The 20,522-nt window shown below is 68.5% G+C and carries 18 protein-coding genes; 7 read left to right on the top strand and 11 right to left on the bottom strand.

Going from position 1 to position 20,522, the window contains the following annotated elements; all coding sequences use genetic code 11:
* The 7 genes from CXY76_RS00860 to CXY76_RS00830 form a co-directional block, all read right to left on the bottom strand.
* A partial coding sequence (locus CXY76_RS00860; protein ID WP_146073326.1) for a DNA polymerase III subunit gamma and tau occupies window positions 1-1,540 on the bottom strand: 1,540 nt, incomplete at its 3' end.
* Between the two features lie 297 nt (window positions 1,541-1,837).
* Entirely contained in the window at window positions 1,838-3,727 is a 1,890-nt protein-coding gene (locus tag CXY76_RS00855; RefSeq protein WP_104162384.1) for a glycoside hydrolase family 35 protein, read from the bottom strand.
* Between the two features lie 2 nt (window positions 3,728-3,729).
* A complete protein-coding gene (locus CXY76_RS00850) occupies window positions 3,730-5,889 on the bottom strand; it encodes a beta-galactosidase (RefSeq protein WP_104162383.1) in 2,160 nt (719 codons plus the stop codon).
* Window positions 5,886-7,424, bottom strand: coding sequence for an alpha-N-arabinofuranosidase (locus CXY76_RS00845; RefSeq protein ID WP_199190157.1), 1,539 nt, complete (start codon window positions 7,422-7,424; stop codon window positions 5,886-5,888). The genes CXY76_RS00850 and CXY76_RS00845 overlap by 4 nt, the downstream gene beginning before the upstream one ends.
* Window positions 7,425-7,504: 80 nt before the next feature.
* Window positions 7,505-8,857, bottom strand: a complete 1,353-nt coding sequence (locus CXY76_RS00840) for an ABC transporter substrate-binding protein (protein ID WP_104162382.1) — start codon at window positions 8,855-8,857, stop codon at window positions 7,505-7,507.
* Between the two features lie 88 nt (window positions 8,858-8,945).
* Window positions 8,946-9,830, bottom strand: a complete 885-nt coding sequence (locus CXY76_RS00835) for a carbohydrate ABC transporter permease (protein ID WP_104162389.1) — start codon at window positions 9,828-9,830, stop codon at window positions 8,946-8,948.
* 73 nt (window positions 9,831-9,903) lie between these two features.
* On the bottom strand, window positions 9,904-10,854 hold the full coding sequence (locus CXY76_RS00830) for a carbohydrate ABC transporter permease (RefSeq protein WP_104162381.1): 951 nt from the start codon (window positions 10,852-10,854) through the stop codon (window positions 9,904-9,906).
* 204 nt (window positions 10,855-11,058) lie between these two features.
* Here CXY76_RS00830 and CXY76_RS00825 point away from each other — a divergent pair, with 204 nt between their 5' ends.
* The 7 genes from CXY76_RS00825 to CXY76_RS00795 all read left to right on the top strand — a co-directional run bounded on the left by CXY76_RS00825 (window position 11,059) and on the right by CXY76_RS00795 (window position 17,503).
* On the top strand, window positions 11,059-12,048 hold the full coding sequence (locus CXY76_RS00825; RefSeq protein ID WP_104162388.1) for a LacI family DNA-binding transcriptional regulator: 990 nt from the start codon (window positions 11,059-11,061) through the stop codon (window positions 12,046-12,048).
* A 441-nt stretch (window positions 12,049-12,489) separates the two neighbouring features.
* Window positions 12,490-13,212: a hypothetical protein gene (locus CXY76_RS00820; RefSeq protein WP_104162380.1), complete on the top strand. Its 723-nt coding sequence runs from the start codon at window positions 12,490-12,492 to the stop codon at window positions 13,210-13,212.
* A complete protein-coding gene (locus CXY76_RS00815; RefSeq protein ID WP_104162379.1) occupies window positions 13,205-13,621 on the top strand; it encodes a phage holin family protein in 417 nt (138 codons plus the stop codon). Before CXY76_RS00820 ends, CXY76_RS00815 begins: the two co-directional genes overlap by 8 nt.
* A complete protein-coding gene (locus tag CXY76_RS00810) occupies window positions 13,618-14,193 on the top strand; it encodes a DUF3618 domain-containing protein (protein WP_104162378.1) in 576 nt (191 codons plus the stop codon). The genes CXY76_RS00815 and CXY76_RS00810 overlap by 4 nt, the downstream gene beginning before the upstream one ends.
* A 47-nt stretch (window positions 14,194-14,240) precedes the next feature.
* On the top strand, window positions 14,241-15,308 hold the full coding sequence (locus tag CXY76_RS00805; protein ID WP_233199494.1) for a YihY/virulence factor BrkB family protein: 1,068 nt from the start codon (window positions 14,241-14,243) through the stop codon (window positions 15,306-15,308).
* A gap of 54 nt (window positions 15,309-15,362) precedes the next feature.
* Window positions 15,363-16,331 carry a manganese catalase family protein gene (locus CXY76_RS00800; protein WP_104162377.1) on the top strand — a complete coding sequence of 323 codons (969 nt, stop codon included), beginning with the start codon at window positions 15,363-15,365 and terminating at the stop codon, window positions 16,329-16,331.
* A complete protein-coding gene (locus CXY76_RS00795; RefSeq protein WP_104162376.1) occupies window positions 16,328-17,503 on the top strand; it encodes an alcohol dehydrogenase catalytic domain-containing protein in 1,176 nt (391 codons plus the stop codon). Before CXY76_RS00800 ends, CXY76_RS00795 begins: the two co-directional genes overlap by 4 nt.
* 18 nt (window positions 17,504-17,521) lie before the next feature.
* On the opposite strand, the gene CXY76_RS00790 is transcribed toward CXY76_RS00795, so the two are convergent.
* The 4 genes from CXY76_RS00790 to CXY76_RS00775 all read right to left on the bottom strand — a co-directional run bounded on the left by CXY76_RS00790 (window position 17,522) and on the right by CXY76_RS00775 (window position 20,309).
* Window positions 17,522-18,403 (bottom strand): SDR family oxidoreductase, encoded by an 882-nt coding sequence (locus CXY76_RS00790; protein WP_104162375.1) that lies wholly within the window; start codon window positions 18,401-18,403, stop codon window positions 17,522-17,524.
* Between the two features lie 180 nt (window positions 18,404-18,583).
* The gene (locus CXY76_RS00785) at window positions 18,584-19,291 is read right to left on the bottom strand and encodes a hypothetical protein (RefSeq protein ID WP_104162374.1); all 708 of its coding nucleotides are present in this window, start codon (window positions 19,289-19,291) and stop codon (window positions 18,584-18,586) included.
* Window positions 19,292-19,429: 138 nt separating this feature from the next.
* The gene (locus CXY76_RS00780) at window positions 19,430-19,753 is read right to left on the bottom strand and encodes an ATP-dependent DNA ligase (protein ID WP_104162386.1); all 324 of its coding nucleotides are present in this window, start codon (window positions 19,751-19,753) and stop codon (window positions 19,430-19,432) included.
* 139 nt (window positions 19,754-19,892) lie between these two features.
* Entirely contained in the window at window positions 19,893-20,309 is a 417-nt protein-coding gene (locus tag CXY76_RS00775; RefSeq protein WP_104162373.1) for a YccF domain-containing protein, read from the bottom strand.
* Window positions 20,310-20,522: the final 213 nt, after the last annotated feature.

The following is a 20,522-nucleotide window of genomic DNA, read 5'->3' as shown; positions in this document are numbered from 1 at the left end:
GGCTCGTGCCGGCAGCGGGGCTGCCCGCGGGCGCGGCGGCGCGGTCCGAGCTGGCGTCGGCGGGAGTACTGACGCCGACAGGCGCGGGCGCATCAGAGGCTCGCTTCGCGCTGGCGACCGGGGTCGTACCAGAGACCGGGGCCGGGGTATCGGCGGCCGACCGCGAGGGCTCGGTCGGGGCCGGAGATCCGGGCACGCGGGTGGCCCAGCCCTGGCCGGCGGTTGCGGCCGGGGTGACCGCTGGAGCGGGGGCTCCCACCGGCGGGGTGGCCGCCGGAGCCGCGGAGGCGGCAGGTGCTGCGGCGGGAATGCGCGGGGCCGCAGGAGGCGCAGCGGCGGGAACGGCCGCGGCCTCGGCATCCGTGGTGCCGCCGTCGACGCCGATGCGACGCTCGAGGCGTTCGACGCGGGCGAGGGCGCCGCGGGTGCTGTCGTCGGTGGCGGGGATGAGCACGCGCGCGATCATCAGCTCGAGGTGTAGGCGCGGTGAGGTGGCGCCGGTCATCTCGGTGAGGGCGGCGTTGAGGATGTCCGCGGTGCGGCTCAGCTCGGCCGGACCGAACTTGGAGGCCTGCACGTGCATGCGGTCGAGTTCGTCCTGCGGTACGCCGCGGAGCACGGCCGCCGCAGCGGCGGCGCTGGTCGCGGCCACGATGATGAGGTCGCGCATGCGCTCGAGCAGGTCTTCGACGAAACGGCGGGGATCCTGGCCGGTCTGGATGACGCGGTCGACGGCGTCGAAGGCGGCCGAGGAGTTGCGGGCTGCGATGGAGTCGATGGCGTCGTCGAGCAGGGTTGCGTGGGTGTAGCCGAGCAGGGCCACGGCCCGCTCGTACTCGATGGCGTCGGTCTCGGAGCCGGCCATGAGCTGGTCGAGCAGCGAGAGGGTGTCGCGGGGCGAGCCGCCGCCGGCGCGCACCACGAGCGGCAGCACCCCGGGCGCCACGGTCATGTTCTCGCTGTCGCAGAGCTGCTGCACGTAGTCGAGCATGGGCGCCGGCGGTACCAGCCGGAACGGGTAGTGGTGGGTCCGCGAACGGATGGTCCCGATGACCTTCTCGGGCTCGGTCGTGGCGAAGATGAACTTCACGTGTTCCGGCGGCTCTTCGACGATCTTCAGCAGCGCGTTGAAGCCCTGCGGGGTGACCATGTGCGCCTCGTCGAGGATGAAGATCTTGTAGCGGTCGCGGGCCGGCGCGAAGATGGCGCGTTCGCGGATGTCGCGGGCGTCGTCCACACCGTTGTGGCTGGCCGCGTCGATCTCGACCACGTCGAGGGAGCCGCTGCCGTCGCGGGAGAGCTCGACACAGCTGGGGCAGACTCCGCAGGGAGTGTCGGTGGGGCCCTCTGCGCAGTTGAGGCAGCGGGCGAGGATGCGGGCGGAGGTGGTCTTGCCACAGCCGCGGGGCCCGCTGAAGAGATAGGCATGATTGACCCTGTTGGTGCGCAGGGCGGTCATGAGCGGATCGGTCACCTGGGACTGACCGATCATTTCGGCAAAAGTCTCTGGCCGGTAACGGCGATACAGGGCGGTAACCACGAGGTCAATCGTACTTGCTGCCACCGACACCCCGGTTGGTTCGCCCCCAGCCCTGGGGGTGGGACTGCGGGCTCAGCGGCGACCGCTCGCGAAAGCGGTGCTGTGGCTGCTTCGGGTGTCGCGAAGCAACCGTTCCCCCGCTCTCGCGAGATATGGCACGTGGCACCACGGAGCATCCACTCGCGAATGCGGTGCTGGGGCTCGCGAAAGCGGTGCCGTGGCTGCTTCGGGTGTCGCGAAGCAGCCACACGACCGCTTTCGCGAGAGGTGGTGGGCGCGGGCGGGCGCGGCGGGCAGCTAGAAGTCGGTGTGGCCGAGGTCGGGGCGGGGGACGAAGCGGGCCAGGGTGGACTCGGTGCCGTGCAGGCACAGGATGACCAGCTCGTTCTCCGCTCGGAGCACCGGGCCGGGCACGTAGAGGGTGGTCTGCGGGCCGCGGTCCCAGAACCGGCCGAGGTTGAACCCGTTTATCCAGGCCTGGCCCTTGCCCCAGCCGGCGGTGCTGAGGAACAGGTCGACGCCGGGCTCGGCGGCGAACCGGCCGCGCGCAAACGCCGGACCGGCGAGCGAGACGGCCGGGGCCGCGACCGCGACCGCTAGCGCTACCGCGGAGCGTCCGGGCGCCCGCTCCTGGTCGGGATCGGGAGTCAGATCGCGCTCCAGAATCAGGTCGAGGTCGAGATCGTGGTCCCCGGCCCGCACGGTGTGCCGGGGGTGTGGGGCGAAGAGGGCGCTGCCGGATGCGACGAAGCCGTCCACGTCGAGCGGCAGCACCTGCCAGTCCCGCAACGCGGCGCCGTCGAGGGTGGCCGGGCCGATCAGGCCCTTGTCTTCGCCGATGCGGGGGCCGTAGTTGACCCGGCCCTGGTCCTCCACGAGCAGGTCGAGGCGCTCGCCCGCGGGCAGGCTGATCGAGCGGTCGTGGTGGTCGCGTTGCAGCACGCCGACGGGGTTGCCGTCGACGAAGGCCAGGGCGCGGTCACGCACCTCGCCGAACGACAGCACCCGCGCAGCCGGAGTCAGCCGGCTGCGGTACAGGGCGAACCCGGTGTACTGGCCGAGGGCATCCATGCTGGGCAGCTCGGCGACCAGCTCAACGGAAACGTCGGCCAGCTCGGGCAACGCATCCCAGAGCGAGACCGACTCATCGAGCGCCACCGCGAACGCCGGGGCGGGCGCGACCGGGGCGGGCAGTTCGGCGGGCACGGGGCCGTACCGGGCGAGCACCTCGCGGAAGGCGAGGTATTTGGCGGTGATCTCGCCGCTTTCGGAGAGCGGTGCGTCGTAGTCGTAGGAGGTGACGGTGGGCTGGAAGACGCCCTTGTCGTTGGCGCCGTTGGTGAAGCCGAAGTTGGTGCCGCCGGTGAACATGTACAGCGACACGCTGGCGCCGGTGGCGAGCAGGTCGTCGAGCTCGCGGGCGGAGTCCTCGGCCGAGGTGGTGTGGTGGTGCGCGCCCCAGTGGTCGAACCAGCCGTTCCAGAACTCGGCGCACATCAGCGGCCCCGTGGGCTGGTGCCGGCGGAGCACCGCCAGGCGCTCGGTGGCGCGGGAACCGAACGAGCCGGTCTTGTGCAGCTCGGGCAGGCTGCCGTCGTCGAGCATCTGGTCGGTGGGCTGGTCGATGGTGGTCAGCGGCACCGTGATTCCGCCGGCCCGGTTGAGCTCGACGAGCGCGCGCAGATAGCTTTTGTCGTCGCCGTAGGCGCCGTACTCGTTCTCGATCTGCACGAGGATGACGGGGCCGCCCCGGTCGATCTGCCGGGACGCCACGATCGGCAGCAGCTGCGCGAAGTACTCGGCCACAGCCGCCATGTAGAGCGGCTCATTCCGTCGCACACCCACGGCGGGATCGGTGAACAGCCAGCCGGGCAGGCCGCCGTTGTCCCACTCGGCGCAGATGAACGGGCCGGGCCGCACGATGGCGTACATGCCCTCGGCCGCGATCAGGTCGAGAAACCGGGCCAGGTCGAGCTGCCCGGTCGTGTCAAAACCGCCGCGGGCCGGCGAGTGCGCGTTCCAGGCCACGTAGGTCTCGATGGTGTTCAGGCCCATCAGGCGGGCCTTGTGGATGCGGTCGGCCCAGTGATCCGGGTGCACCCGGAAATAATGGATGGCCCCGGCGAGCACCCGGAACGGCTCCCCGTTGAGGAGGAAGTCCTTGTCGCCGATCGCAAAGTCGCCCATGATCAGGCCGCCGTTCGGGCGCGGCCGAGTACGGCGACGCCGGTGGCCGGGAGGGTGAGCGAGTCCGCGGCGAGGGTGCTGCCGCCGAGATCGACGGCCACGAGCCGGCCGTCGGCCGTGCCCAGCGGCACGGTCACGGCCGTGTCGGAGTGGTTGATGTAAAAAAGGTACTCCGTGGAGTCGGATTGGCGCACGGCGAGCTGCACAATCCCGTGCACGGCGTCCGGCAGCGGGGAGACGATCTCGGCGGCGGCGGCGAACCGGCCCAGCAGCGCCACAAGGGCGTCGGGGTCGAGAACCGTGGCGACGAAGCTGGCCCGGCCGGCTGTGCCGGTCCCTGTCGACACCGTCCGGCTGGTCACGGCCGGCACGCCGGGGAACGGGCCGTCCAGGAATCGAGCGAGCACCTCGACGTCGGCGTCCACCGTGACGTCGTGGGTGAGCAGCGACCCCGTGGACCCGGCCGGCAGGTCGCCGGAGAGTCGCACGGTCTGGCCCGGCTGCAGGCCGCCGAACTCCTCGGCGCGCACGCCGAGCAGCTCCCGGAACGCTCCGGGGTAGCCGCCGGGGTGGATGTGGTCGTCGGCGTCGGCGATGCCGGAGAACACGCCGACGACCAGGTGGCCGCCGGTGCGGGCGTAGTCGGCCAGGGCATCCGCCAGCGGCTGCGGCACCACGTAGAGCATCGGCGCGATGACGATGTCGTACCCGGCGAGGCCGTGGCCGCTCAGCACCGACCGGGCGGGCACGATGTCGGCCTGCAGGCCGTTGGTGAGCGCGGCGGTGTACCAGGCCATAGCCTCGGCCTTGTAGCGCAGCAGCTCGGTGGGGTGCGAGTCGAGTTGGGAGGCCCACCAGGAGTCCCAGTCGAAGAGGATGCCGATGCGGGCCTGCTTGGTGCGGCTGCCGGCGACCTCGGCGAGGCCGGCCAGTTCGCCGCCGAAACGGGCAACGCTGCGGAACACCGAGCTGTTCTCCCCCGCGTGCGGGAGCATCGCGGAGTGGAACTTCTCGGCGCCGGCCAGGGACTGGCGCCACTGGAAGAAGCAGATCGCGTCGGCGCCGTGGGCCAGGTGGGTGAGGCTGTCGCGGCGCAGCTGGCCGGGTGTCTTGGCCTGGTTCACCGGCTGCCAGTTGACGGCGCTGGTGGAGTGCTCCATCAGGAACCACGGTGCCCGACCGGCGATCTGGCCGGTGAGGTTGGCGGAGAAGGAGAGCTCGTCGAATGCCTGCGGGTCGGCCACGAGCAGGTAGTGGTCGTTGGAGACCAGGTCGATCTCGCCGGCCCAGTCGGCGTAGTCCATGCCGCGGGACTCGCCCATCACCATGAAGTTCGTGGTGATCGGCACGTCGGGCGTGATCTGGCGCAGTACCTCTCGCTCGGCGACCAGGTAGCCCTTGAGGGCGTCGCTGGAGAACCGGGCGAAGTCGAGCTGCTGGGTGGGGTTCGGATGCGTCGCGGCGAGGCGCGGCGGCAGGATCTGGCTCCAGGAGGAGTAGTTCTGCGACCAGAACGCCGTGCCCCAGGCCCGGTTGAGCTCGGTGAGGGTGCGGTAGCGGGCCTCGAGCCAGGTGCGGAATGCGTTCGCCGCGTCGTCCGAGAAGTCGTAGACGTTGTGGCAGCCGAGTTCGTTGCTGATGTGCCACATCGACAGGGCGGGGTGGTCCGCGTAGCGCGTGGCCATCTTCTCGACCAGGGCCAGTGCGTAGCGGCGGAACACCGGTGAGGTGGGGCGCCACTGCTGGCGGCCGCCGGGCCAGATGGTCTCGCCGACCCGGTTCACCGGCAGCACCTCCGGGTGCAGCTCGGTGAGCCACGGCGGCGGGCTGGCGGTGGCGGTGGCGAGGTCCACGGCGATGCCGTTGGCGTGCAGCAGGTCGATGGCGCGGTCGAGCCAGCCGAAATCCCAGCTGTCGGGGGTGGGCTGCAGTAGCGCCCAGGAGAAGATGCCGACGCTGACGATGTTGACGCCGGCCTCGCGCATCAGCCGCATGTCCTCGGCCCAGACCTCTTCGGGCCACTGCTCGGGGTTGTAGTCGGCGCCGTAGCCGATCCGGGCGGTGTGCCCGGGCAGGCTCTCGGTGCCGTCGGCGAGGGTGTGCGCCTCGGGCCAGCGCACCCAGCGGGTCGCGGTCACGACGGTCGAGCTCACGGCGCTCATGCTGCGCTCCGGGCGGAGAGACGCACAATCGACCAGGACAACGCGGGCAGCACAACGGTGGCGGCGGTGCCGTCGTCGGCCAGCGTCACCTCCGACAACTCGACCGGATGCACGGTGTCCTGATGGTCCACCGCGTTGGTCGCGAACCGATCACCACCCTCCGGCGCGAACAGGCTCTGCGCCGAGAGCACCGCGCCGGCGGGGGCGCCGGCCAGGTCGACTTCGAGGGTGAGCGGGTCGGTGCTGGACCGGTTGACGAGGAACAAGACGATCTCCTCGTCGGTAGCGGTCACCGCGGCATCCGCCAGGTCGACGGTGCCGTGCGCCCTGGTGTCGTAGGTGTCGGAGTGGATGGTGGCGGCCAGCACGTCGCCGCGGGCGGCGGTTGCGGTGAGGGCGAAGGGGAAGAAGGTGGTCTGGCGCCAGGCCGGGCCGTTCGGCTCGGAGCGGATCGGTGCGATGACGTTCACGAGCTGGGCGAGGTTGGCCATGTTGACCCGATCGCTGTTGCGCAGCAGGGAGATCAGCAGGGAGCCCACCACGACGGCGTCGCTGACGTTGTATTCGTCTTCGATCAGGCGCGGGTGTGTATTCCAGTCGCCCGTGAACAGGGGTTCCTTGTCGACCTCGTTGAACCGGGTCTGGTCCCAGACGTTCCACTCGTCGACGCTGATGCCGATGAACTTGTCCAGGCCCTGGGCCACGGTGACCTCGTCGATGATCTGGGCGACGTCGCCGATGAAGCGGTCCAGGCCCACGCCGGAGGCGAGGAAGCTGCCCAGGTCGCCGGGCTTTTCCTCGTAGTAGGCGTGCAGGGAGATGTGGTCGACGAGCTCGATGGTGTGCTCGAGCACGGTGCGTTCCCAGCTGCCGAAGGTGGGCATTTCGGCGTTGGAGCTGCCGGCGACGACGAGTTCGACGGTGGGGTCGACCCATTTCATCACCCGGGCGGTTTCGGCGGCGAGCCGGCCGTACTCCTCGGCGGTCTTGTGGCCGATCTGCCAGGGGCCGTCCATCTCGTTGCCCAGGCACCAGACCCGGATGTCGAACGGTTCGGTGCGCCCGTTGGCCTGGCGCTGGTCACTGAGCGCGGTGCCGGCCGGGTGGTTGGCGTATTCGAGCAGGGCCGCGGCCTCGGCGATGCCCCGGGTGCCCAGGTTCACGGCCTGCATGATCTCGACACCGGCCGCGTCGGCCCAGTCGGCGAATTCGTGCAGGCCCACCTCGTTGGTCTCCACCGAGTGCCAGGCCAGGTCCAGGCGCACCGGGCGGTCGGCGCGCGGCCCGACGCTGTCTTCCCAGCGGAAACCCGAGACGAAGTTGCCGCCCGGGTAGCGGATCAGGCTGGGGTTCAGCTCACGCACGAGATCGAGCACGTCTTGGCGGAAGCCATCCACGGTAGCGGTGGGGTGCCCGGGTTCGTAGATGCCCGTGTACACCGCGCGGCCCATGTGCTCGACGAACGAGCCGAAGAGCCGGGGTGAGACGGGGGCAACGATGTCGTCGCGGGTGATGCTGAGCCGGGCGTGAAACACGAAGTGGATCCTCTGGTTGGAAGCTGATGTTGCGCAAAGGGTGGGCCGCCCGGTTGGACTGGCCCACCCTTCGCCCGGTCTTACTCGGTGACCGTGAAGCCCTGCTCGTTGCCGTAGGCGGCGATGGCCTTCTGCCAGTCGGTCAGACCGGCGTTGAGGTCGGACTTGTCGGCGTAGGACTGGCCGACGGTGTCGGAGAAGATGCTGTTTGAGTAGACCTGGAACGGCAGGTAGCTCCAGCCCTCGACGACGTCGTTGGCGGACTGCACCAGGACCTCGTTGATCTTCTGGCCGCCGAAGTACTCGCTCTCGTAGCCGAGGAATTCGCCGGACTCGAGGTCGGCGACGGTGGACGGGAATCCGCCGGCGTCGATGGAGATCTGGGTGCCTTCACCGGAGTTCATGAACTCGACGAAGCCGGCCGCGGCGAGCTTGTTCTTGCTCTGGGCGAGCACGGCGTCGCCGCCGCCACCGTTCTCGGCGCTGGCGGTGTCGCCGGCCTCGTAGACGGGCAGCGGGGCCACGCGCCAGTTTCCGGAGGCTTCCGGCACGCCGGATTCCAGGTTGCCGGGCATCCAGGCGCCGATGTTGAGGGTGGCGATGGTGCCGTCGCCCAGGCCCCGGTACCACTCGTCGCTCCAGCTGGAGGTCGGCGCGATGAGGTCCTTCTCGAGCAGCTGGTTCCAGGTATCGGCGAACTTCTTCGAGCCCTCGTCCTGCAGGTTGATCGCCACGTCGGTGGAGTCGGTGGTGGTGAACGGCTGGCCGCCGGCCTGCCAGATCATGCTGGTGGCGAAGCCCGCGTCGCCGGTGTCGTTGGTGATGTAGGCGTTCGGGTTGGCCGCGTGCAGCTTCTCGGCGGTGGCGATGTACTCGTCCCAGGTGGTGGGCACGGTGAGGCCGTACTGGTCGAAGACGGCCTTGTTGTAGAACATGGCCATGGGGCCGGAGTCCTGCGGAAGAGCGTAGACGCCGCCGTCAAGGTTCACCGAACCCCAGGTGCTGGCGGTGTACTGGTCCTCGAGCGAGTCCAGGCCGAAGTCGCTCAGGTCGACGAGAGCCTCGGAGAGGGCGAACTGCGGCAGCGCGTAGTACTCGATCTGGGCCACGTCGGGTGCGCCCGAGCCGGCCTTGATCGCGTTCTGCAGCTTGATGTACTGGTCGTTGCCGGTGCCGGCGTTGACTACGTCGACCGTGACGTTGGGGTACTTCTTTTCGAACGCAGTGGCGATGTCCTCCACGGCCGGGGCCCAGGCCCAGACGGTGAGGGTGGTTTCTTCCTGCAGTGCGGCTTCGATGTCGTCGGCGTTGCCGGTCTCGGCTCCGCCTCCGCCGGTGGAGGCGCAGGCTGCGAGGGAGACGCTCAGCGCGAGTCCGGTGGCGACGGCGAGTGCGGTGCGGCGCAGGCGCGTGTTGCTGTGTGGTGCTTTCATGGGGTGCCTTTCACTTCCTTGTAAACGGATGTTCGGTGCTGCGGATGACGGATGGTGCGGGTAAGGCTGGTTGGATCGGTCTTGGGGGTTACGCCTTGACGGAGCCGGCGGCGAGGCCGGACTGCCAGTAGCGCTGCAGGAACAGGAACGCCACGACGATCGGCACGATCGTGAGCAGCGACCCGGTGATGACGAGGTTGTAGATGACGTCGCCGCCCACGGTCTGGGCCTGCATGTTCCACTGCTTGAGCCCGACGGTGAGCGGGTACCAGGTGGGTTCGCTGAGCATGATCAGGGGCAGGAAGTAGTTGTTCCAGGTGGCCACGAGAGTGAACAAGAGCACCGTGACGAGGCCGGGGGCCAGGAGCTTCAGCGAAATGGTGAAGAAGGTGCGGAACTCGCCCGAACCATCCATTCGCGCGGCCTCGAGCACCTCGGTGGGCACCGCGTCCATGGCGTAGGTCCAGATCAGGTACAGGCCGAACGGGCTGATCAGCGAGGGCAGGATGACCGCCCACGGGGTGTTGGTCAGGCCCATCTGGCTGAACATCAGGAAGGTCGGCACCGCCAGGGCCGTGCCGGGGATGGCGACGGCGCCGAGCACGACCGCGAAGACGGCCTTCTTGCCGGGGAAGTTGAATTTGGCCAGGCCGTAACCGCCGAGCGCGGCGAGGAAGGTGGCACCGCCGGCGCCGACGACGACGTAGAGCACCGTGTTGCCGAACCAGCGCACGAAGACGCCGTCGTTGTAGGTGAGTGTGGCGACGATGTTGTCCCAGAGGGCGAAGTCGCCGCTGAACCACAGGCCGAACGAGTTGAGCAGCTCGGCCTGGGTCTTGGTGGAGTTCACGAACAGCCAGAACAGGGGCAGCAGGCTGTAGATCAGCAGGGCGCCCATGACGATGGTGAGGATGATGGACTTCTTGGTGTGCAGCGCCTGGGTCTGCTTGGCCGCCTTGGTGTAGCGGGGCATCCGCGAGCCTTTTGTGGGGCCGGCCGCGGCATCCGTGGTGGACAGCGCTGTGGCCCGGTCAACACTCGACATCTCAGACCTCCTTCCGCGAACCGGAGTTCTGCACGATGTAGGCGATGACGGCGGTGATGAGGCCGACGATGATCGCGATGGTGGCCGAGTAGTTGTACTGCTGACCCGAGAACGACAGGTTGTAGGCGTACATGTTCGGCGAGAAATAGGTGGAGATGGTGTTGGGCGCCAGCGACTGCAGAATGCTCGGCTCGTTGAACAGCTGGAAGCTGCCGATCACCGAGAAGATGCCGCCGATCACGATCGCGGGGCGCAGCGCCGGCAGTTTGATGCTGCGGATGATGCGGAACGCGTTGGCGCCGTCGAGGGACGCGGCCTCGTAGAGGTCGGTGGGGATCACCCGGAGGGCGGCATAGAACAGGATCATGTTGTAGCCGATGAATTCCCAGGTGACGATGTTGCCGATCGCGGCGAGCACCCAGGTGTTGCCCAGCGGGTTGGGGATGGCGAGCTCGAAGAAGTCGTTGAGGTTGCCGACCAGGCCGAACTTGGTGCCGTACATGAAGCCCCACATGAGCGTGGCGACCACGGCGGGAACCGCGTAGGGCAGGAAGATCGCGATGCGGAAGAAGCTGGAGAGGTGCAGGCGGGCGCTGTCGATGGCGAGGGCGGCGAAGAGGGCGATGCCGAGCATGATCGGCACCTGCACCACGAAGAACAGGGTGACCCGGCCCATCGACTCCCAGAACTTGGGGTCGGTGAGCGCCTGGCCGTAGTTCTCGAAGCCCACGAAGGAGTTGCCGCCGACGAGCTGGTCTTTGAAGAAGCTGAGGTAGATCGAGTACAGCACCGGGGCGATGAGCACGAGGGCGAACACGATCATGAACGGGCCGATGAACTTCCAACCGGTCCAGTCGCGTTTCTGCACGCGGGGCTTGGGCTTGCGGCGGCTCGGCTGCGCCCATTTACTGCGTGTCTGGCCACTAGGGGGGAGTGTTGACAGCGTCGTCATGCCTTTTTCTCTGGCTCGATAGGGTGATGCGATGGATGGTGGAACGTGACGATCATGTTTACGTAAACATGACGTGTAAGCACGGTAGCATGTTTACGTAAACATACGGAATCTTTTTTGGGACGGGGAGGGCACGTGGCACCGAACAGCGCGACAGACAGCGCGCCGGCCGCTCCCCCGGCCCGCGCGCAGCGCCTGCCGTCCATGGCGGATGTCGCCGCTCTGGCCGGCGTCTCCTCCCAGACCGTCTCCCGGGTGGTGAACGGTCGCAGCAACGTCGACGCCGACACCCGCGACCGGGTGCTCGCCGCCATGGACGAGATCGGCTACCGACCCAACAGTGCCGCCCGCGCTCTGAAGTCGGGCAAGTTCAGCACCATCGGCGTGATCATGTTCACCCTGTCCAGCTTCGGCAACATGCGCACCCTCGACGCTGTCGCCACCGCCTCCGCCGAGGCCGGCTATTCGATCACGCTCATCCCGGTGGCTCTGCCCACCCAGGGCGCCGTCGCCGGCGCCGTGAACCGGCTCGCCGAGCAGGCCGTTGACGGCATCGTGATCATCATGGAAGCGCACATCCTGGACCGGATCGACGTGACCGTGCCGACCGGGCTGCCCGTGGTGATCGTCGACTCCGACGCCGGTGAGCGCTACACCGTGGTCGACACCGACCAGACCGAGGGCGCCCGGCTGGCCACCCAGCACCTGCTCGACCTTGGGCACCGCACGGTCTGGCACATCGCCGGGCCCGAGTCGTCGTTCTCGGCCGGGCGCCGCACGGCATCCTGGCGCGCCACCCTCAAGGCGGCCGGGGCCCCGGTGCCGCCCGTGCTGGAGGGCGACTGGAGCGCGCAGAGCGGCTACCTGCACGGGGTGGCGCTGGCCGCCGACCCGTCGGTGACGGCGATCTTCGCCTCGAACGACCAGATGGCCCTCGGCGTGATGCGGGCCATGCACGAGGCCGGCCGGTCGGTGCCGGAATCCTGCAGTGTGGTCGGCTTCGACGACATGCGTGAGGCGGATGCCTTCTGGCCGCCGCTGACCACCGTGCACCAGGACTTCGGCCAGGTGGGGCGGCTCTGCATCGAGAAGCTGCTGCGCCAGATCGACTCCCCCGCGGCGGTGGGTCCCGGCACCACCATCGTGCCCACGCACCTCGTGGTGCGCGCGAGCACGGCGCCCCCGCCCAGCTAGGCACCCGCCCTCCTCTGCCGCCGGTCGAGCCGTCCGTTGGTCGGCCGTCCGTTGGTCGAGCCCGTCGAGACCCCGTAAGACACCCTGCGGCAATTCGGTGCGACGGACACGACCCGAGCCCGACTCACCGGGTCTCGACAAGCTCGACCAACGAGATGGGGCGAGTCGAGACCCGGTCGCGAGGTCTCGACACGGGCGCCCGCTGGAGTGAACGGAGAATACCCCCGTTCTGAGGTAATCGCTACCCCCCTCCAACGTAGATGCGCCAAATCCGACGCGCTTAATAGACGGCAAAATCGGTGATTCGTCACGGAGAAATGAATATTCGTCGGTTCTCTCAGAATGCTTGAAATCGCGATTCGGACGACTAAAAATATTCTCCAACACGACACAGACGTCGAAGGCAGGCGTCGTGCACACCTCGATTTATCAAGGAGAGTCATGTCGAACACATATCCTGCATCCGCCCCGGGGACCCCCGGCCTGGACACTAGCACCGCGTCCGAGACCGGATCCGGCTCAGGTGCCAAAGAACGCGCCGCCGAGGTGAAGGACACCTCGGTCGCCGCCGGTCAGCATGTCGCGGGGGTGGCCACAGACGAGCTCCACAAGGTCGGGAGCGAATCCAAGCGTCAGGCCAAGGACCTCTACCGCCAGACGCAGAGCGAACTCGCCGACCAGGCCGCCGCGCAGCAGAAACGTGTCGCGTCCGGCCTTCGCACGCTCGGCGACGAATTCGGCTCGATGGCCGAGTCGTCCGAGAACCAGGGCGTGGCCAGCGACCTCGCCCACCAGGCCGCGACACGGGCAGCCGGCGTCGCCGACTGGCTTGACCAGCGTGACCCGGGTGGCCTGCTCGACGAGGTGAAGGGGTTCGCCCGCCGCCGCCCGGGCACCTTCATCGCCATCGCCGCCGTCGCCGGGGTCCTGGCCGGCCGCCTCACCCGTTCGGTGATCGCCGACAACAAGGAGTCCTCGGACACCGGCGCGCAGAGCGGCACCAGCACGCCGACCGGGGCCGCTTCCCAGACAGGGGCGGGCATGCCCACCGGAGTCAGCACGTCCCCCGGAGTCAGCACACCCCCACGAGCCGGCACAGCCGCCGGCACCGGCGCCCCGCTCTCGGCGGGCTATCCCGAATCCCGGGAGAACCGAAATGAGTGACCTGCCCACCCCCTCCGAACGCAAGGCGGCAGACACTTCACTGGGCGACCTGCTCAGCGAGGTGACCCGCGACGTGTCAGTTCTCATGCGCCAGGAAGTCGAGCTGGCCAAGGCCGAGGTGCGGCAGTCGGCTACCCGGGCCGGCAAGGGCGCCGGGATGCTCGGCGGAGCCGGTTATGCCGGCCATCTCACCGTGCTCTTCCTGTCGCTCGCGGCCTGGTGGGGGCTCGGACACGTCATCGACATCGCCTGGGCGGCCGTGATCGTCGCCGTGGTCTGGGCCATCGTGGCCGCCGTGCTCTTCGTGCTCGGCCGCAACGAGATGAAGGCCATCAAGGGCGCGCCCGCGACCGTCGACTCCCTGAAGCAGATTCCTGACGCACTGAAACGAAACGAGGAAAACCGATGAGCACCTACGACACCAGCTCCGATCCCGAGGTTCTGCGGACCCAGATCGAACAAACCCGTCGCGGCCTAGGAGCCGACGTCGACGCCCTGGCCGACAAGGTCACCCCCGGCAAGATCATGCAGCGCCAGTCCACCAAGGTTCGCGGCGCGTTCAGCTCGATGAAAGACAAGGTGATGGGCTCGGCATCCGACGCCGGCGATTCGCTGGGCGGGGTGGCCGACGAAGCCTCCGGGCTCGCGCATTCCGCCGTCGCCCAGGCCAAAGGCAACCCGCTCGCGGTGGGCCTGATCGCCTTCGGCGTCGGCTGGCTGGCCTCGTCGCTGCTGCCCGCCAGCACAGCCGAGAAGAAGATCGCGGCCAACGTGAAGGAGGCCGCCGAGCCGCTGGTCCACGAGGTCGCCGACGCGGCGAAGCAGGTGGGCGAGAACCTCAAGGAACCACTCGCCGAAGCCGCCGACGCGGTGAAAGGCACGGCCACGGATGCGGCCGGCACCGTGAAGTCCGAAACGACGTCATCCGCTGACGAGGTGCGGGACACGGCCAAGCACGCCGGGCAGGGCACCGTCGGCTAACGACGGCCTCCGGCACCATCCGCTAGAACGAACGAGGAGATACCCCGGTGGCCCGCAACGACGCCCGTGACAAGAAGAACACCGCTCCCTCGCCCGACGATCCGCGCAAGCCGGATTCGCCGGGCGAGGTGGAAAAGCCGTCCTGGAAGTACGCCCTGCGCAAGACCATGCGCGAGTTCAGCGCCGACCAGTGCACCGACATCGCCGCGTCGCTGACCTACTACGCCGTGCTGGCGCTGTTCCCGGCGCTGATCGCGCTGATCTCGCTGCTGGGTGTGTTCGGCCAGGGTGAGCGGTCCACCGACACGATCCTCGACCTCGTCAACGAGGTCGCTCCCGGCGGCACGGCCGACGTGCTGCGCGAGCCTCTCGAACAGTTCAGTTCGTCGCCCGCCGCCGGGTTCGCCCTGGTCTTCGGCATCGTGCTGGCCATCTGGTCGGCATCCGGCTACGTCGGCGCGTTCAGCCGGGCCATGAACCGGATCTACGAAATCGAAGAGGGTCGGCCGTTTTGGAAGCTGCGCCCGATGCAGCTGGTAGTGACCATCGTCAGCATCCTGCTGATCCTCATCATGGTCGTGGTCCTGATCGTGTCGGGGCCCGTCACGGATGCCGTGAGCAGTGCTCTCGGCCTCGGCGAGACCGTGCAGATTGTGTGGTCCATCCTCAAGTGGCCGATCCTGGCCCTGGCCGCGGTGCTGATCATCGCGATCCTGTACTACGCCACTCCGAACGCGAAGCAGCCGAAGTTCCGTTGGCTCAGTCTGGGCGCGCTGCTGGCACTGGTGGCGCTGGTGATCGCGTCGTTCCTGTTCGGGCTCTACGTCACGAACTTCTCCAACTACGACCGCACCTACGGCTCGCTCGCCGGCATCGTGGTGTTCCTGCTCTGGCTCTGGATCGCCAACCTCGCTCTGCTGTTCGGTGCCGAGTTCGACGCCGAACTCGAGCGCAGTCGCCAGCTGCAGGCCGGCATCGCGGCGGAGGAAGACATCCAGTTGCCGCCGCGGGACACCCGCAAGAGCGACAAGGCCGCCGACAAGGAACGTGCCGACATCGCCGCGGGACGGCGCCTGCGCGAGGACAGCGCGGAACGCCACAACACCAAGAGTTGACGCCCGCCCGCCGAATCTGACCGTCGATCCACCCCCTCCCCGGAAAGGACAATCATGTATTTCCACGTGCAACGACTCATCCACGACATCGCCCAGGACGAGCCGGATCCGGCAGCCGCCAACGCGCTGCAGGAGGGCCTCGGCGGGCAGTTCGGCGAGATGCGCACCATGATGCAGTACCTCTTTCAGTCGATGAACTTCCGCGGGCCTGCGGCCAAGCCGTACCGCGACCTGATTCAGGGCATCGGCACCGAGGAGATCAGCCACGTCGAACTGATCGGTACCACCATCTCCCGGCTGGTGGACGGCTCGCCCCGCTACCAGGGCAAGGTCACCGACCCGCTGGACAAGGCCGGCGCAGGCGGGGCGATCCCGCTGGAGATCGCCCTCGACCACAGCAACATCCATCACTACCTGGTGGGCGCCCAGGGTGCGCTGCCGGTTGACGCCGTGGGCAACCCGTGGAGCGGCAGCTACGTGTACAACTCCGGCAATCTGGTGCTCGACCTGCTGTACAACCTGATGCTGGAGTCCACCGGCCGGCTGCAGAAGTGCCGGATCTACGAGATGACCGCGAACAAGACCGCGCGCTCCACCATCGCGTACCTCATCGTGCGGGACCAGGCCCACGAGAACGCGTACGCCAAGGCGCTGGAGACTCTGGGTGTGCACTGGAACACCCTGCTGCCGATTCCGAAGACCAACGCCGAGAAGTTCCCCGAGGTGAAGAAGCTGCTCGACCTGGGCCTGCACAGCAAGCAGTACACCTTTGACCTCGCCGACCAGTCGGAGGCGGGCAAGATCTTCCAGGGGATGTCCCCCTCCAAGGACGGTACGGACCTGGTCGCCGACGAGCAGGCGCCTGAGGGTGTGCCGTCGGTGATCGCCGCCGAACGGATGGAGGAGTTCGCTCCCGGATTGGATCCGGCGCTGATGGAACTGATCCAGGCCACCGCGGATATGGAGATGGCCGAGGTGGACGTGTCGTATGGCCCGTTGAAGGCCTCGCCGAAGACAAAATGAGAGCCCTCACCTGGCAGGGCAAGCGGAACGTCACGGTCGAGGAGGTGCCCGACCCTGTCATTGAGCAGCCCACGGATGCCGTCATCCGGATCACCTCGACGGCCATCTGCGGGTCGGACCTGCACCTCTATGAGGTCCTGGGCCCGTTCCTGGCGGCCGGCGACGTCCTCGGGCACGAATCGATGGGGGTTGTCGAGGACGTGGGCGCCGCCGTGCGCGGTCTCAAGCCCGGCGACAGGGTGATCATTCCCTTCGTGATCGCCTGCGGCGACTGCTTCATGTGCCGACGCGGCCTGACCACCCAGTGCGAAACCACCCAGAACCACGCCCACGGCACCGGGGCCGCGCTGTACGGCTACACCGAGTTGTACGGCTCGGTGCCGGGCGGCCAGGCGGAACGCTTGCGCGTGCCCCTGGCCGACTTCAACGCGCGCAAGGTCGGTCACGACCTGCCCGACGAACGTTACCTGTACCTCACCGACATCCTGCCCACCGCGTGGCAGGGCGTGGCCTACGCCGACCTGCCGGAGGATGGTGTGCTCGGCGTGCTCGGGCTCGGACCGGTGGGCCAGTTCGTCGGCCGGATCGGCCGGTACCTGGGTCACCGGGTGGTGGCCGTTGACCCGGTGCCCGAGCGCCGGCTGCTGGCCGAGCGGTACGGCATGGAGGTTCTCGACCTCACCGACGACGTGCTCGACCGGTTGCGGGACGCCACCGACGGCCGCGGCCCGGACTCCATCGTGGACGCCGTGGGCCTGGAAGCGCACGGCTCGCCCGGCGCCGGCCTGGCCCAGGCCGCCGTCGGGCTGCTGCCGGACGCCGTGGCGAAGAAGGTGCTCGACACCGCCGGGCTCGACCGCCTCGGCGCCCTGAACCTCGCCGTCGACGCTGTGCGCCGCGGTGGCACGCTCTCGCTCAGCGGCGTCTACGCCGGCGTGGCCGATCCGGTGCCGATGCGGTCCCTGTTCGACAAGCAGGTGAGCATGCGGATGGGCCAGTGCAATGTGCACCGCTGGTTGGACACGCTGATGCCGCTGGTGGAAGACCCGGCCGACCCGCTCGGTGTGGAAGACCTGATGACGCACCGGGTGCCGCTGGAGCGGGCACCGGAGATGTACGAGATGTTCCAGAAGAAGGAGAAGGGCTGCATCAAGGTGGTACTCACGCCCTGAGCCCGGCCGGCTCTTCGACTAGAAGCCGCGGCCACCCGTGACGGGAACAACCGCGCCCGAGATGTACGAGGACTCCGGCGAGGCCAGGAACACGTAGGCGCCGGCCAGTTCGGCCGGCTGTCCGGCCCGGCCCAGCGGGGTGTCCTGCCCGAAGCTGGGCAGCTTGTCCGGCCAGGAGGTTGCCGGAATCAGCGGGGTCCAGATCGGACCGGGCGCAACAGAGTTGACCCGCACCCCGACCGGCCCCAGCTGTTGTGCCAGCGCCTGGGTGAAGGCCACCAGGGCGGCCTTGGTCATCGCGTAGTCGATGAGCTGCGGCGACGGGCTCGACGCCTGGATCGACGAGGTGGAAATGATCGACGAGCCTGGAGCCAGGTGCGGGATGGCAGCGCGCGCGATCCACATCGTGGCGTACAGATTGGTCTTGAAGACCCTGTCGAACTCCTTCGTCGACAGGTTTTCCAGGCCGTCGCGGTTCTCCTGATACGCGGCATTCAGCACCAGGATGTCCAGTCCGCCCAGGGTGGTCAGTGTCTCGTTCACGATCGAGATGCAGTGGCCTTCCTCGCGGATGTCGCCGGGCAGCAGCAGGGCAGTGCGGCCGGCGGCGCGGATCAACTCGGCGGTCTCCTCGGCATCCTGCTGCTCTTCCGGCAGGTAGGAAATGGCGATGTCGGCGCCCTCCCTGGCGTAGGCGATGGCGACGGCCCGGCCGATGCCGGAGTCGCCGCCGGTGATGAGGGCGCGTTTGCCGGTGAGCTTGCCGCTGCCCCGGTAGGTGTTTTCGCCGTGGTCGGGTCGAGGGTCGGTGGCCCCGGTGAGCCCGGGTTGGTCCTGCTCCTGCTTGGGGAAGCCGTCGGAGAAATACTTGGTGGTGGGGTCTTCGTTCGCGGTCGCCATGAGTCGCTCCTTGTCGAGGTGGGGGCGCGGGTCAGTGCGACCCTAACCGGGGAGCCGGTAGTCCGCGCGGGGTGATGGCAGGCTTGTGCGGAGGCAGGCCGAAGGGCCCCGGGACTGCGTCACCGGGGCCCTTCGGTCTCGCCGGGGTCGGCGAGTCAGCTCAGTGCGAGCGGGCGCCGGTCACTTGCCGAGGCCGGCCTTGTCGACCCTGCGGTGGAACCGCATGCCGGCGAGGCCGCCGAGGATAGCGCCGCCGAGGCTCACGATGGCGATGCCGACGGCCGTGAGGATGCTGCCCAGGGCCAGGTCGCCCTCCTGGATCGGGATGCGAGGGAAGCTGTTGAGGTTGGCGAGGACGTTGAACTGGCTTCCCGCGATGGCGGCCACAATGGCCAGCACCACGGCCACGATGAGTGCCCACAGCCACACGGCGATACCCTGCTTCGCGCCGCTGAAGCGCGCCATGCGGCCCGCGACATAGCCCCCGCAGAAGTAGGACACGAAGACGACGACGGCCAGGGCGATCGCGCCGATCAGGCCGACGGTCGACGCGTTCTCGGCGGCGGCATCCGCGGTCTGGGCGGGGTCGGCCTGGTTGCCGAGGCCGACGGCCGCACCGGCGCCGGCCACCAGCGCGGTGAGGAGCACGGCCGCGCCGGTGGCGGTGAGCCAGCCGAAGAAGGCCGTACCGAACTTCATACCGCCGAACTGCTTCTTCTGCTTGGCGACGACATCCTGGCGGATTGTGTTGCCCGATGTCGTCGGGTGGGCGGCGGGTTCGGTGGGACCGGACGCCAGTGGACCGGGCGCGGTGGGGCGCGGGTCGGTGGGGTGCGGGTCGGTGAGGCGCGGGTCGGTTGGGCGCGGGTCGTTGGGTGCTGACGTCATGGTGTTCTCCTTTGAAGGACGGTTCCGGGGCTGAACCGGGTGTGTCGGGCGGTCCCTGTCGGGCCGCCGCCCGAAATGCTGGGTCACTACCTAGACGGTCCGAACCCCGCACCTGTCACGCCCGAGCGTGAAGAAACCTCAGTCGGTGTGACTCTGACCGGCATCCTGACCCAGTGGCTCTCCGCTGAGCAGCAACCCGTCTCCACTGTCAGCCGACGTGGCGAGTAGGTCGATCCAGGCCGGATTGAGTCCGCCGGTCGCGTTCCCGCTGAACTTGAAATACAGCGGGATACTGGGATGCAGCCAGAGACTGGACCTGGCGTCGCCGGCCGCCATGGGGTCGTCCCAGGTGAGGGCGAAGCTCTCGCCGCGGCGGAGCTTCGACCCGATGACGCTTTGCAAGTGCACCAGCGCGCGGTCGTCGAAATCGACCTCGGTCGCGCCGGAGATGAGCTTTCCCACGTCCATATCCCCCTTGGCTCTCGGCGCCCCGTCGTGTTTGGCGGGCGCCGCCATAAGTAGGACGCTTGCGCGGCGTGAAATGTCACGCGAAATCCGGAGCAGGAACGAAAATCGGCGCGGGTGCACCGGCGAGGCGCGGTTAGGGCGCGGTGCGCTGGGCGACGGCGTGGTCGAACGCGCCGGCGCCGGTGGGCACGATCTCCTTGCCGAGCGGCGCGAGCGAGATCGGCACCATCTTGAAGTCGGCGATGCCCAGCGGGATGCCGATGATGGTGATGCACAGCGCGATGCCCGACACGATGTGGGCGAGGGCGAGCCACCAGCCGGCCAGGATCACCCAGATCACGTTGCCCAAAAACGAGAAGGCCCCACTCGAGGGCTTGGCGACAACGGTGCGGCCGAATGGCCAGAGCGCGTAGCCGGCGATGCGGAACGACGCGATTCCCCAGGGGATCGTGATGATCAGGATGCAGAGCACGATGCCGGCGGCGGCGTAGCCCAGGAACAGCCAGAAGCCGGAGAGGACGAGCCAGATCAGGTTCAGGAGTGTGCGCACGCGGGAATTCTACCCGCACCGACACCCAGGCATCCCGGCGTCGTTTGCAGGGGGTGACCATCCCGCTGGTCGAGCTTGTCGAGACCCGGTGGCCTTGTCCGCGGACCGGGGACACGTCGCGCGGTCTCGACGAGCTCGACCAACGGCGGGGCGCTACCCGCAGGCACCTCACGAGGTCTCGACAAGCTCGACCGGCGGAGGGGCGGAACTCGC

The sequence above is a fragment of the Cryobacterium sp. N22 genome, from assembly GCF_002929555.1.
Classification (GTDB): Bacteria; Actinomycetota; Actinomycetes; order Actinomycetales; family Microbacteriaceae; genus Cryobacterium.
Note: the sequence above shows the minus strand (reverse complement) of the source record. Positions and strands in the feature narration are given on the sequence as shown.